The organism is Pseudoalteromonas sp. bablab_jr010 (genome assembly GCF_016464105.1).
Lineage (GTDB): Bacteria > Pseudomonadota > Gammaproteobacteria > Enterobacterales > Alteromonadaceae > Pseudoalteromonas > Pseudoalteromonas simplex.
The window spans coordinates 224,173-237,384 of record NZ_JACDWV010000201.1 but is presented as its reverse complement, the minus strand read 5'-3'; the positions used below and the strand labels follow the sequence as shown (position 1 = coordinate 237,384).

The following is a 13,212-nucleotide window of genomic DNA, read 5'->3' as shown; positions in this document are numbered from 1 at the left end:
GGCTTTTAGTTTTTCAGGAGAGAAAGTGTTAAGACACAATTCCCAGAGGCTTACCTGTTTGCCAAGCGCCACGGGTAAAGTCTGGAATTGTTTTACTGTTACTTCTATCAGCAACCGATGCCATACTTTGCGGGAAGATTGATGACCATGCTGCGGCATCGTATACATCTTGATCGAGTGGCTCATTATTGCGTAAGCAGTAGATCATGCGCCAAAGCATAATGAAGTCCATACCGCCGTGGCCACCGTTACGTACTGCTTCTTCACCCATGCGTTTCCACAGTGGATGATCAAACTCAGCACGCCATTTTTCCATATCTTGATCCCAGCTATGGAAGTTTTGCATATGTGGCTTACGCCCCTGTGAACCTGCTTTCTCCCAGGCAGCGAGCTCTGCTTCATATTGCTGTTGGTAAATTTTCGCGATGGCTGGTGGCACATCTTCAAGAGCAATACGATTAGGGAATCCTGCAAATGTGCCATTAGTACCTTGAATTAGGTTATGGCGACTATACGGGCGAGGGCTTGTGGTGTCGTGCTGAACCATAATGCTACGACCTTTCACTGTTTTAATAATGCTGGTATTCATGTCGCCAGCAGTAAATTTCAGTGAACGGCGTTCGTGGCCTGCAGGGAATTCACGTTCTGCGTAAGCTGCACGGCCAAGTGCAGGTGAGCTGACTGAGGTAACAAAGTCAAAGCGGTCACCACGGTTGATATTCATATATTGAGAAACCGGCCCTAAACCATGGGTTGGGTATAAGTTACCGTTTACTTTGGTATGCCAATAAGTACGCCATGAGCCTGTGCTGCGGTCAATTTCTTTCATTTGCCAACGCAGGTCATGAATATAAGCAGCTTCACCATGCAGTAACTCACCAAATACGCCTTTACGAACCATGTTTAAAACCATTAACTCGTCACGGCCATAGTTAACGTTTTCCATCATCATGCAGTTCTTTTGCGTGCGCTCTGCGGTGTTTACTAGTTGCCAACACTCTTCCATCGTGGTTGCTGCAGGTACTTCAACAAAGGCATGTATACCACTTTCCATGGTCTCAACACTCATCGGTGTGTGCCATTTCCAAGGCGTTGAAATGATCACAATGTCGATGTCATCGCGAGCGAGCATATCTAAATAGGCTTTATCTGAACCCGTATAAGCAGTTGGTTTAGGTAAGCCTTTTTCAACAACATAATTAACAGACTTATCTAGCATTAGCTTATCTGTGTCGCAAATAGCTTTGATTTCAACACCTTCAATATGGCAAAGATGTTTCACATGGCCGCTACCACGTTGACCAACCCCAATAAAACCAACACGCACCACATCCATTGCAGGCACAGCTAAGCCCATTACGCTTTTACCTTGTGCTGCAAGAGGTGTGCTTTGATTATCACCTTGTTGGCTTTTCGCACAGCCAGTCACGACTGTCGCGGCGGTAATGGCTGCGGCAGATTTTAAAAAACTACGTCTATCTATTGTCATAACGATACCTAAATCACTGAGATTATTTTTAATAGTGGGTTTCAGTTGTTTCTGTTATATCGCAACTAAAAGTTAATTACAATTAAATGCTTTCAAAATCTTTCAAATTGGTAGCTGTATTACCCTTAATGCCTTTTTATGGTTTTTTAGGTCAAATTTCAGCTTTGATTTGCACTTTCGTTTTCTTTCATTTTGTTGCGTGGTGTTTCGCTGTGTGCTACTGTAATTTCAAATCACGTATCTAACCTTTGATGTAAGCTGCTTGGAGAGAACCATGAATGCATTAAAAACGATTATTAATAACAATCGAGTAGGGCAAGCGCAGGGAATTTACTCTGTATGCTGCGCGCATCCACTCGTTATCGAAGCAGCGATGTTGCAAGCTCTTAATGATGACACTGAAATTTTAATTGAAGCTACGGCAAACCAAGTTAATCAGTTTGGTGGCTACACGGGTATGAAGCCTCATGACTTTGTTGAATTTGTTTATGCAATAGCCGAAAAAGTGGGTTTAGATACCCAGCGCATTATTTTAGGTGGTGATCACTTAGGTCCTGTGTGTTGGGTGAATGAGCCTGCAGAGGTTGCGATGGTAAAAGCTGTTGAACTTGTTAAAGCCTATGCGAGTGCGGGTTTTAAAAAAATTCATCTAGATGCCAGTATGCCATGCGCTGACGATGGAGAACGTTTAGCTGATGCAGAAATTGCCAAGCGTGCAGCATTGATGTGCCAAGCTGCCGAGTCGGTCTCAAAAGATAACGATATTCTTTATGTGGTTGGTACTGAAGTTCCCCCTCCGGGTGGGGCAACAGAAGAGCATGAAATTATTGAGGTATCCCATGTTGAAGGGGTACAGCAAACAATCGAATTACATCAGGCAGCATTTGCTAGCTTAAACATAAGTGACGTGTGGTCGCGTGTTATTGCTGTTGTTGTGCAGCCAGGGGTTGAGTTTGATAATCATCAAGTTTTTAATTACCAACGTAATGAAGCGCAAAAACTGAAAGAGTTTATCACTACTGTCGATAATCTTGTGTATGAAGCTCACTCTACTGATTACCAGCCAGATCATTGCTATCGCGAGTTAGTACAAGATCACTTTGCCATATTAAAAGTGGGGCCACAGCTTACCTATGCACTACGCGAAGGTTTATTTGCTTTAACTTATATTGAAGATCAGTTAGTTGAACCTGCTAAGCGTTCTAATTTACGTGATGTCTGTGAGCGCATCATGCTAGAAAAACCACATTATTGGAATAAGTTTTACCCATCGCAGGGTGCTGAAGCTAAGCTGTTTAGGGCTTATAGTTATAGCGATCGCATCCGTTATTACTGGCCTGAAGATGAGATAAAACAAACAGTAGAAACGCTGTTTGAGAACTTAGAAGGGCAAATTATTCCACAGACCTTACTTAGCCAATTTATGCCAATGCAATACAAAGCATTAACTAAGGGCCAAATTAACTCATCACCGCGTGAGTTAGTACTTAACAAAATAATGGAAGTGACGAATAGCTATTCGCTTGCTTGTAATCAATAAGTGGTGTTGAGAGAGAATTTAATATGACACAGTTTTTATCCTTAAACGAAACAGAACTTAAGCAACAGAACGCTTATTGGACCGCAAGAGAAATCACACAACAACCCAAATCATGGTGTAATACGGCAACAGTGATTGATAACAAGCGAGCTGAGATTAATGATTTTTTAGCGCCGATTTTAGCACTTAATAACTTAAAAGTTGTTTTAACAGGCGCTGGTACATCAGCTTATGTGGGCGAGGCTTTAACACCTCATTTAACTGCGAAAACCGATTTGGACGTATGTGCTGTCAGCACCACTGATATTGTCTCAAACCCATATGGTTTTTTACAAAAGGGCACGCCAACCTTACTTATTTCTTATGCGCGCTCTGGAAATAGCCCTGAAAGTGTCGCAGCGGTCGATATTGCAGAGCAAGTCGTTGATAAATGTTATCACTTGGTTATTACCTGTAATGAAAACGGTGAGTTAGCTAAAAGCGCATCAGTTAAAAGCAATAGCTTAAGTGTGATAATGCCAAAAGAAACACTTGATGAGAGCTTTGCAATGACAAGTAGCTTTACCTCAATGCTGATTTCAACACTGTGTATTTTTACTCCAGATAGCGTTCAATTAGAAAAAGTTGTGGCGCATACTAATCAGCTACTCGATACGCAAATTGATGACATTAAGCGTTTTGCACAAAGTAACGTTGAGCGCTTAGTGTTTTTAGGAGCCGGGTCTTTACTTGGCTACGCCAAAGAAGCTGCATTAAAGTGTTTAGAGTTAACAAATGGTGAATTAATTAGTTATTTTGAAACGCCTTTGGGTTTTAGGCATGGCCCGAAAACCATTATTAATACCAAAACTGCCGTACTATTGATGTCATCTGGAAATCTATACAGCAGTTTATATGACACTGATTTATATAATGAATTAGTCAATGAACAGCAATGCCTGCGAATAGAAAAATTATCGGTAGGTACAAAGCAGCAACCGCTGGATGATGTGTGGCAAGGTCTGTATTATATTGTTTATTGTCAGATTTTTGCATTTTTTAAATCAATCTCACTCGGTTTAACACCTGACAATCCTTGCCCAACGGGCGAAGTTAACCGTGTTGTACAAGGGGTAACTATTTACCCGTTAACTTCTTGTTAGAAAGTGTTAGGTAGAGTATGGCTGTTTATGGACTCGATATTGGTGGAACAAAAATAGAAACCGCCATTTTTAATAATAATTTAGAGCAACAGCAGAGTTGGCGTATTACTACGCCAACTGATGATTATCAGCAATTTTTGCAGGCAATATATCAGCAGGTGCTAAAGGCCGATGAATTAACAAGTAGCCAAGGTGCGGTGGGCATCGGTATGCCAGGTATCATTAATGAGGCTGGCAAAGTGTTATCTGCCAATGTGCCTTGTGCCACAGGTAAGGTGATTGCCGACGACCTACAAGCATTATTAAAGCGCCCTGTTGCGATATTAAATGACACCCGCTGTTTTGCTTTATCAGAAGCAAATGGCGGAGCCGGTGAAGGTTATAGCCGAGTATTTGGTGCCATTGTTGGTACAGGTGCGGCGGGTGGTATGTGTATTGATGGCACTTTGTTTAACCAAGGTTTAGGTATGTCGGGAGAATATGGTCATTTACCGCTTTCTGCGTATCTGCAACAAAAATATCAGCTGCCCGTTTTAAAATGTGGCTGTGGTTTAAATGGCTGTGTAGAAAGCTATATTGCAGGGCCCGGTGTACAAACTCTGTATCAACATATTACGCAATCCCCTAAATCAGCGATTGAATGGGCAAACGATATTAAGCTAGGTGATGAGCAAGCCTTAAAGGTGCTCGCCTGTTACTTAGATATTCTTGGCGAAACCTTTGCTGCCATTAGTAAAAGTTTGCACCCAGAAGTTATCGTACTTGGCGGGGGGTTGTCGCTCATTGATGCAATAGTAGAAAAGCTCCCTGATGCGATTCAAACTCATTTATTTTCAGGTTTTGCCGTGCCCGACGTGAAGCGTGCAAAGTTTGGTGATTCTAGCGGCGTAAGAGGCGCTGCAATAATAGGAAGTGTTCATGCTAATTCCAACGGATCTTAATCGCTATTACTTAAAAGCCGCAAAAGTGGTGACTGCTGAGAAGGTTTTACTCGATCATGCGGTCTTGGTCGAGCGAGGTAAAATTAGTGCTATTACCACGCAAATTGAGCCAGAGATTAAAGTAATCGATTTAGGTGAGCACAGTTTATTTCCGGGCTTTATTGATTTACATATTCATGGCCGGGAAGGCTGCGATATTATGGACGGCACCCCAGAATCACTAGAGATTATTTCTCGTTCTTTAGCAAAGCATGGCGTAACGGGGTTTGTTGGCACAACGGTGACTGCGGACTGGGACGTCTCAATTCAAGCTTATAAAAATATGGCGAGTGCCTATCAAAAAGGCTTGGCTGGGGCGCAGTTGCTAGGGGCTTATAACGAAGGTTTATTCTTTGCAGAAGCGCATAAAGGCGCGCATAACGAGTCATTTTTTTTAGAACTTACTAAACAGCGATTTGATGAAATTTATGCCGCATGTGAAGGTTGCTTAAGTTCATTTGCGTTGGCGCCAGAACTACTTAAATCGCCCGATATGATCCGCTATATCACCGATAAAGGTGTGCGTGTGATGCTGGGTCATACAGATGCTAATTTTGAGCAAACAACACAAGCTCTTGCCCATGGTGCTTGCGGTGGTGTGCATATTTTTAATGGTATGCGCGGTATTCATCATCGTGATCCTGGTTGTACTGGCGCACTGTTGATGGACAGCGATGCCATGGTTGAGCTTATTCCTGATGGTATTCATTTGCACCCGAGCATCATGAACATGGTTTACCGTTTAAAAGGGGCAGATAAAATTGCTCTGATCACAGACTGTGTGAGCGCCGGAGGCTTACAAGATGGTCGCTACCGCTTAGGTGAGCTTCCTATTGTGGTTGAGCAAGGTGTTGCACGAACTGAGAGCGGTTCTTTAGCGGGCAGTACATTAACCATGGAAGTTGGCGTTGAGCGTTTTTATAACTTAACCGACGCAAGCCTAGTTGAAGCAACTAAAATGGCCAGTTTAGTACCCGCTGAGTTTTTAAATAAAGCGGAGCAAATAGGCAGTATTGCGGTAGGTAAACAGGCTAATTTTGCCCTGCTCGATAAAGACTTTTCTGTTCAAGCAACGATCTGTGCGGGTAAGCAAATCTTTTAAAAGTTAAGTGAGAATGCAGGCAAAAGTATTCGATGCCATTGTTATTGGCAGTGGCATTACTGGCGGCTGGGCTGCTAAAGAACTGACCGAAAAAGGGCTCAATGTACTGCTACTTGAACGTGGTAGGCAGGTTGTGCACGGTACTGACTATATCACTGCCTTTAAAGATGATTGGCAACTGCCACTTCGCGACAGGCCCAGCTTACTAGAAAAACAGAATCAAGCTAAACAAGCACGCACTGGCTATGCCACCAAGCAATCAATAAAACACTGGTTTGTGAATGATTTGCAGCACCCTTATCAAGAATCACAGCGTTTTGATTGGATCAGAGGGTATCATCTTGGTGGGCGCTCATTAACTTGGGGGCGGCAATGCTTGCGCCTCAGTGATATAGATTTTGCAGCCAACAAACAAGATGGTCACGGCGTTGATTGGCCTGTGCGCTATCAAGATATTGCGCCTTGGTACGATAAAGTCGAAGCCTACATCGGGGTTATCGGCGAAGCGCTGAACTTACCTCAGCTACCAGATGGACCTTACTTACCTCCTTTTGCGCTTAATGCCGTAGAGCAGCAGCTTAAACAAAGTTTATTAACTCACTACACTAATCGGCACCTCACCATCGGGCGAGTTGCGCATTTAACTAAGGCCAAGCCTGAGCAAGGTCGTGCTCCATGCAGCAAGCGCAACCGCTGTATGCGAGGTTGTCCAACCGGTAGCTATTTTAGTAGTTTAGCCTCGACCTTACCTGCAGCGATGCGTACTGGGCGACTCACTATTCAGACTCACTCCATTGCTAAAGAGATTATTTACAATCCAGAAAGCGGGCAAGCCACAGGTGTGAAAGTAATTGATGCTGAATCTAAAAAAGAGCGTATCGCGCAAGCGAAGATTATTTTTTGCTGCGCATCAACGGTGGCTACAACAGCCTTGTTATTAAATTCAACCTCTGCACGTTTTCCTAATGGCTTAGGGAACGATAGTGGAGAGCTTGGGCATAACCTCATGGATCACCATTTTAGGGTTGGCGCAACGGGTGAACCAAAAGGTTTTGCTGATGACTTTAATGATGGCGATAGACCCGTTGGCTTTCATATCCCGCGTTTTCGAAACCTTAATGATAGCGAGCAGCATAGCTTTATTCGCGGCTATGGCTATCAAGGATACGCAACACGCAAAGATTGGCGACGGGGCTTTAAAGAACTTAGCTTTGGTAAGGCTTTTCGAGAAGAGCTTGCCAAACCTGGGCCTTGGCAAGTTGCATTAATAGGCTTTGGTGAATGCCTGCCTTATCATCGTAATAAAATGAGCTTAGATCCGGTATTAAAAGATCAATGGGGATTACCTTTAGTTAATTTTGATTGCCAATTTGCTGAAAACGAGCAGCGCATGCGCGAGGATATGAAAGCGCAAGCCGTAGAGATGCTCAGCAAAGCTGGTTATCAAAATGTGCAAGCGTACGATAAAGGCTCAGCGCCGGGGCAGGCCATCCACGAAATGGGAACTGCGCGCATGGGACATGATGCTACAACCTCAGTGCTTAATCGTTACAACCAAATTCATAGTGTGCGTAACGTCTATGTCACTGACGGCTCGTTTATGTGCTCGTCGGGTTATCAGAACCCTTCGTTAACCTATATGGCATTTACTGCGAGAGCCGCCGATCATGCTGCACGACATTATCAAAATGGGGTGTTCAATGGCTGATCTACAAAGGCGAAATGCCATTAAATGTTTAGCTGCATTATTCGGTGCGGCTATTACGCCAGTGGCTGCGACTCAGCTATTTGATAAAGTGGATGACAATCATTTTGAGGTGCTTAAAACAGCGGCGCATCGGGATGTGGTCACGCAAATGCAGGCGGTTATTTTAGAACTGGAGCCAAATGAGCAGCTGTATTTTAATTTAGTCGCTTTCACAGATTTAATGCTAGCAAATACACTAACAGTGACTGAACGTGCGGCATGCTTAAAAGGCGCTGAGCTGATTGCAGACGGTGCTTTTTCATCGTCGCAATTAGCAGATAAACTCACAGGCTTATTTACTATCTCTTTGCAGCAGCAACAGCGCATAATAGCGCAGCAAGCCTTGCCTCTTTCAGAAGTGAGCCCTGATAAGCGTGACGAGTACTTAATATATAAGTGTATTTTTACCGTGCGTGAATTTTTGCTACTGGGCTATTTCACATCAGAAAAATTGCAGGCTAGTTAAACAGTAAAACAACTAAGCCTGCCCATGTCGTTACTTACGCCAACTTGTTAGTTTGTGACCAATCAGTGCGTAATAAAGAATAAACGCATAGCAAGGGATCAACAGATAGTAAGCTTGTTGTGCATTGTCCGTATATTCTGCAAACACACCGTATACCAAAGGCAATAGAGCGCCACCAGAAATCCCCATAATCAGTAATGCCGCGCCGGTTTGAGTTTTATCGCCGAGATTTGCAAGGGCCATAGGCCAAATGGTCGGCCAAACTAGCGCATTCGATAAGCCAAGTAATGCAACAAATAACACGGTATCTGGAAAACTGTTATCAGCAAGCCAAAAGAGCACTACGTTTGCAATCGCAGTTTGTTGCGGATCAATCAAAATGATGCCAAGTGAAAACACACAACCACTTAACGCGGAAAATATCAGCGCCTGTTGCTGACTAAAAAAACGAGGAATTAACACGATACCTAACACATAACCTAGCACCATAAAGCCCATGGTGTAAGAGGTGAGTTCAGCGAACTGCAATACCCCTTGTTCTTTGCCGTAAAGGCCAATGGTGTCGCCGGCAATAACTTCTGCGCCTATGTAAAAGAATAGAGCTATCACGCCTAAAACCAAGTGTGGGAATTGCAGTACTGATTTACTCTCGCTGTTGTTGCTAGTTTTTGGTTGCTCAATATCAGGTAATGGAGCCAGCATAATCAACGCCGCTAATATCGCTAATGCGATTGCCATTACAAGGTAAGGAGTAATTAAACGATTAGCCAGTTCTTGTAACTGCAATTGCTTTTGAATGCTGTTCAATTGGGCGAGAGCTTCAGGGCTAAAGCTGGCAATGTCGCTAAACACAATCGCAGAGAAGAGCAATGGAGCAACCACACCTGCGCTCTTATTGAGAATACCCATGATGCTAATGCGTACGGCTGCCGTGTCTTTAGAACCAATTAGCACGATGTAAGGATTCGCAGCGGTTTGTAATAAGGTGAGGCCGCTTCCTAAAGTAAATAAGGCAACCAAAAATAACCAATAAGCCTGAATTTGTGCGGCAGGAATAAACAACAACGCGCCAAATGCCATGGTGCCTAAACCAAATGACATACCATGCTTATAACTAAATAATTTCAATATCTTAGCGCTCGGCAGTGCCATGACGGTATAGGCGATATAAAACACCAATGTCACCATGTAAGCTTCAATATGGTTGAGATCACAGACCATTTGTAGAAATGGAATCAAAGATCCATTGAGCCAAGTTATAAAGCCAAATAAGAAAAACAAGCCACCTATGATCAACATAGGTAGTAATTGTGTACGGTTGGTGTGTTCTGTTTGCTCTAATAGTGAGCTTTGTGTTGTCATTTTTGTCACCAATAATTTAACGGTAGATTAATGATAAAACATTTTTCGTAAGTTTTGAAAGTTTTATTTTATTTCGAAACTAAGCTTGGCTTTGAAACTGTAAATTGTGTAATATTGAACTACGAATTTGAAAGCAGCTATATAAACAACAGGCCAGCTATGCTAACCACAATAGAAAGAAGACAAAAAATCGTTCTGATGACCGAGGAAAATGGCAAAGTAAATGTTAAAGATCTTGCGAAAACTTTTGATATTTCTGAGGTTAGTATTCGCCATGATCTTAACGAACTGGGCAAGCGTGGTCTGGTTGTTCGTTCTCGCGGCGGCGCAATTGCTTGTGATAAATTGGTCAAAGAGTTATCAGTTAAAGATAAGCATAACGAAAATTATGCTGTGAAAGTTCTACTGGCAAAAGCTGTTGCAAATTTAGTTGATGATGGCGATTCACTAATTATTGATTCGGGCACCACAACCGAAGAAGTCGCGAAAGCATTGACCAACAAACAAGACTTAACCGTGATGACAAACGGCCTCAATATTGCACATGTACTGGCAGATATAGACGATGCCAATGTATTTATGCTGGGTGGGCAATTGCGCAAGAAATCAATGTCTTTTTACTCAAATGAAGTTGAACAAGCACTCAGTAAATATAATTTCAAAAAGGTTATTTTAGGAGTGGATGGCATAGATCCTGAAGCGGGGATCACCACCCATTATGAGCCTGAAGCAATGTTAAACCGAACAATGTGCACACGTGCAGATCAAGTGATTGCTGTAACTGATTCAAGTAAATTTGGTAAACGGGCTTTGTATAATGTATTACCACTAAAATCAATCGATGTGCTAGTAACCGATAAAAACATGCCAGCTGAATTTGTTGAGTCATTGGTTGCTTTGGGGATCGACGTAATCACTGTTTAGAGCTAGTAGCATACTGACAAATTACCTAAACCTTAAGGAGGTTATTATGGCAGGAATAAGTGTTTGGCAATTAGCTATTATTGCCGCAATTGTGGTGCTTTTATTTGGCACAAAAAAACTGTCACGGATCGGTGGTGACTTAGGGACATCAATTAAAGGGTTTAAACGTGCAATGCAAGATAAACCCAAAGACGAAGCCTGATAATCTTTGTCTCAAATAATATTATTACCTTGCTCTGGGTCGCGAGATTGATCTGCTTGTTCGCGGATATCATCGGCATCACTGCTAACATCATCAAGGCTATGGTCGTCGAGTGATTTTGCTGTTTTTAGCTCTGCGCTTACATTATTGTTTGGCTGTTCGGTATCGTTTTCGCTATTTAAAATAATTCGCTCGCGAGCATCATCCGGCATGCTTATTTGCTCCGCTAAATAAGTATTGACCAACTCTCGCATCAATTGTGAGGCCACTTTGATAGTACTGTGTTCGTTACTATTTACCCAAAAATAAATGGTTAGATTAAGAGTTGCTGAGCCTAATGAATTAATAAGTACTTGGCTTGGCGGATCATTAATAACAGCAGGGTTTTGATTAACCACTTTCATTGCTAATTGTTGGGCATAGCGAATTTCATTATCGTAGCCAATGCCAACATTAAAGTGGCCCCGCATTTTTGGGTTTGCGGTGAGGTTTTTAATGACGTTTTTATAGACGGTCGCATTGGGAATTTGAATATGATTACCGTCAAAGTCAACCAAGGTGGTGGCGCGCGCCGTAACCTTTTTAACTACTCCTAAACGACCATCAACTTCGATAACATCGTCAATACGAAAAGGGCGCTGTACGCTAAGTAGCATACTTGAGATAAAGTTTTCGGCGATATCGCGAAAAGCAAAACCTAAAATAAGCCCAACTAAGCCAGTGCCACTCATAATCGCCACAGCAAAGCTGGTTAGCCCTGCTAGACGTAAAAATAAGTAAACGCCAAACAAGATAATAATAATGCTAAAAAAGCGCCTCGTAACGACATGTAAAAGTTTGCTTTCGCTCACAAAGCCAAGCGGTTTTATTAATAGATAAGATAAAGGGCGGGCCAACAAGTAACAGATAATGATGGCCGCAATACCAAGTGTCAGTGCAGGTAACATTTGCCATGCAGTATGTAAAAACTGCGTAATTTGAAAGTTTAAGTCTTGCCAAGATAAGCTTTCAGAAACTGTTTGAGATGCTATGGAAATTGATGCTGTTAAAACGTTAGCTAGTTGATTTTCAGTAAGTAAATAATAACTCATTGCACCGCTCCATGGATCTTTAAGTTGCTTCAATAAGTTTAGTTCAATGCAATTCAGGCGCCATAATTACTGGCAAGTTGTTTGCAGCATTGTACTTTTCACAGTCATTCTTTGGGTCACTTATGGCGAATGGTAACCGCGGTTTTCAAGCTCGTTCACCGATGGAAATCCCAATTCGAGGTTGGTGGGATATCAGTAAACGGGTTTATCACAACCTATCTCAAGACAATTTATCTTTTGTAGCAGCAGGCGTGGCATTTTATGCTCTTTTAGCTATTTTTCCTGCTCTGGCAGCTATTGTATCCGTATATGCCTATTTTGCTTCTCCCACAGATATCCATGATCAGTTAGATAAGGTGATTGCGATATTACCTGCAAGTAGTCGTGACATCATTTTGCTTCAAGTTAGCGATATCACTCAGCAGTCAAATAAGGTATTGAGTGCAAGTGCCATAGGTACCTTGCTATTAACTATTTGGAGTAGCAGTAAAGGCTGCCAAGCACTTATTACCGCCTGTAATATTACTTATCATCAGCGTAATAAGCGTCAGTTCCTTATGGCATTAGTGGTGCGTTTTTTATTTTCTCTGGGTGCTATTGTAGTTGCGCTGGTGGCATTATTGATCATTGGTATCTTACCGATTGTACTCAACTTAGTTGGCTTAACAGAGCTTATCGACTTAATGATTCAGCTCATTACTTGGCCATTGTTAGCCATTATTTTTAATCTTGCTTTAGCGTTTTTATATCGTTATGCGCCTCATCGAACTCCAGCTAAATGGCGCTGGATCACGCCGGGCTCAATGCTTGCTACGTTAATGTGGATCATCGCATCAATTGGTTTTTCATATTATGTATCTCAATTTGCTAGTTATAACGAAACCTATGGATCGCTAGGTGGTGTGGTGATCATGTTGATGTGGCTTTATATCAGCGCATATATCATCATTTTTGGTGCGGCTATCAATGCCAGTACAGAGCAACAAACTCTAGTTGATAGCACTATTGGGCCAGAAAAAGCTGTAGGGAAACGCGGCGCGATCGTGGCCGATAGATTGACAATTAAACAACGAGAAAATGAGCAATAAGACGCAGTCGAGTTACTCCTTTAGGTAACCCCTAGGCCCTAATTGACATTTTTAGAATTGACTTCTATTAAATATTTAA

At 42.4% G+C, this 13,212-nt stretch carries 12 protein-coding genes; 9 read left to right on the top strand and 3 right to left on the bottom strand.

What is annotated here, in order from left to right; translation table 11 throughout:
• Nucleotides 1–28: 28 nt before the first annotated feature.
• A complete protein-coding gene (locus JIG37_RS21785; RefSeq protein WP_199530266.1) occupies nt 29–1,489 on the bottom strand; it encodes a Gfo/Idh/MocA family oxidoreductase in 1,461 nt (486 codons plus the stop codon).
• 274 nt (nt 1,490–1,763) lie between these two features.
• Between JIG37_RS21785 and JIG37_RS21780 the strand changes: the two genes are divergently transcribed.
• Genes JIG37_RS21780 through JIG37_RS21755 form a run of 6 tightly spaced genes read left to right on the top strand, consistent with a single transcriptional unit; the run spans nt 1,764 to nt 8,466 of the window.
• Nucleotides 1,764–3,029, top strand: coding sequence for a D-tagatose-bisphosphate aldolase, class II, non-catalytic subunit (locus JIG37_RS21780; RefSeq protein WP_054552755.1), 1,266 nt, complete (start codon nt 1,764–1,766; stop codon nt 3,027–3,029).
• Between the two features lie 23 nt (nt 3,030–3,052).
• Nucleotides 3,053–4,171: an SIS domain-containing protein gene (locus tag JIG37_RS21775; protein ID WP_199530265.1), complete on the top strand. Its 1,119-nt coding sequence runs from the start codon at nt 3,053–3,055 to the stop codon at nt 4,169–4,171.
• 17 nt (nt 4,172–4,188) lie between these two features.
• Nucleotides 4,189–5,112, top strand: coding sequence for an ROK family protein (locus tag JIG37_RS21770; protein WP_054552753.1), 924 nt, complete (start codon nt 4,189–4,191; stop codon nt 5,110–5,112).
• Nucleotides 5,090–6,253: an N-acetylglucosamine-6-phosphate deacetylase gene (gene nagA / locus JIG37_RS21765; RefSeq protein ID WP_199530264.1), complete on the top strand. Its 1,164-nt coding sequence runs from the start codon at nt 5,090–5,092 to the stop codon at nt 6,251–6,253. The genes JIG37_RS21770 and nagA overlap by 23 nt, the downstream gene beginning before the upstream one ends.
• A gap of 13 nt (nt 6,254–6,266) precedes the next feature.
• Nucleotides 6,267–7,961 carry a GMC family oxidoreductase gene (locus JIG37_RS21760; RefSeq protein ID WP_199530263.1) on the top strand — a complete coding sequence of 565 codons (1,695 nt, stop codon included), beginning with the start codon at nt 6,267–6,269 and terminating at the stop codon, nt 7,959–7,961.
• Complete coding sequence (locus JIG37_RS21755) at nt 7,954–8,466, top strand: hypothetical protein (protein ID WP_199530262.1); 513 nt, start codon at nt 7,954–7,956, stop codon at nt 8,464–8,466. Before JIG37_RS21760 ends, JIG37_RS21755 begins: the two co-directional genes overlap by 8 nt.
• Nucleotides 8,467–8,496: 30 nt before the next feature.
• Here JIG37_RS21755 and JIG37_RS21750 read toward each other — a convergent pair whose 3' ends face one another.
• Nucleotides 8,497–9,828 (bottom strand): sugar MFS transporter, encoded by a 1,332-nt coding sequence (locus tag JIG37_RS21750; RefSeq protein ID WP_199530261.1) that lies wholly within the window; start codon nt 9,826–9,828, stop codon nt 8,497–8,499.
• Between the two features lie 159 nt (nt 9,829–9,987).
• On the opposite strand from JIG37_RS21750, the gene agaR reads away from it, so the two are divergent.
• Together agaR and tatA are read left to right on the top strand one after the other, a co-directional pair.
• The gene (gene agaR, locus JIG37_RS21745; protein ID WP_166338756.1) at nt 9,988–10,752 is read left to right on the top strand and encodes a transcriptional repressor AgaR; all 765 of its coding nucleotides are present in this window, start codon (nt 9,988–9,990) and stop codon (nt 10,750–10,752) included.
• Nucleotides 10,753–10,798: 46 nt separating this feature from the next.
• A complete protein-coding gene (gene tatA, locus JIG37_RS21740; RefSeq protein ID WP_082389242.1) occupies nt 10,799–10,954 on the top strand; it encodes a twin-arginine translocase TatA/TatE family subunit in 156 nt (51 codons plus the stop codon).
• An 11-nt stretch (nt 10,955–10,965) separates the two neighbouring features.
• On the opposite strand, the gene JIG37_RS21735 is transcribed toward tatA, so the two are convergent.
• Nucleotides 10,966–12,045, bottom strand: a complete 1,080-nt coding sequence (locus JIG37_RS21735) for a mechanosensitive ion channel domain-containing protein (protein ID WP_199530260.1) — start codon at nt 12,043–12,045, stop codon at nt 10,966–10,968.
• Between the two features lie 122 nt (nt 12,046–12,167).
• On the opposite strand from JIG37_RS21735, the gene JIG37_RS21730 reads away from it, so the two are divergent.
• Nucleotides 12,168–13,133 carry a YihY/virulence factor BrkB family protein gene (locus tag JIG37_RS21730; protein WP_199530259.1) on the top strand — a complete coding sequence of 322 codons (966 nt, stop codon included), beginning with the start codon at nt 12,168–12,170 and terminating at the stop codon, nt 13,131–13,133.
• Nucleotides 13,134–13,212 lie beyond the last annotated feature (79 nt).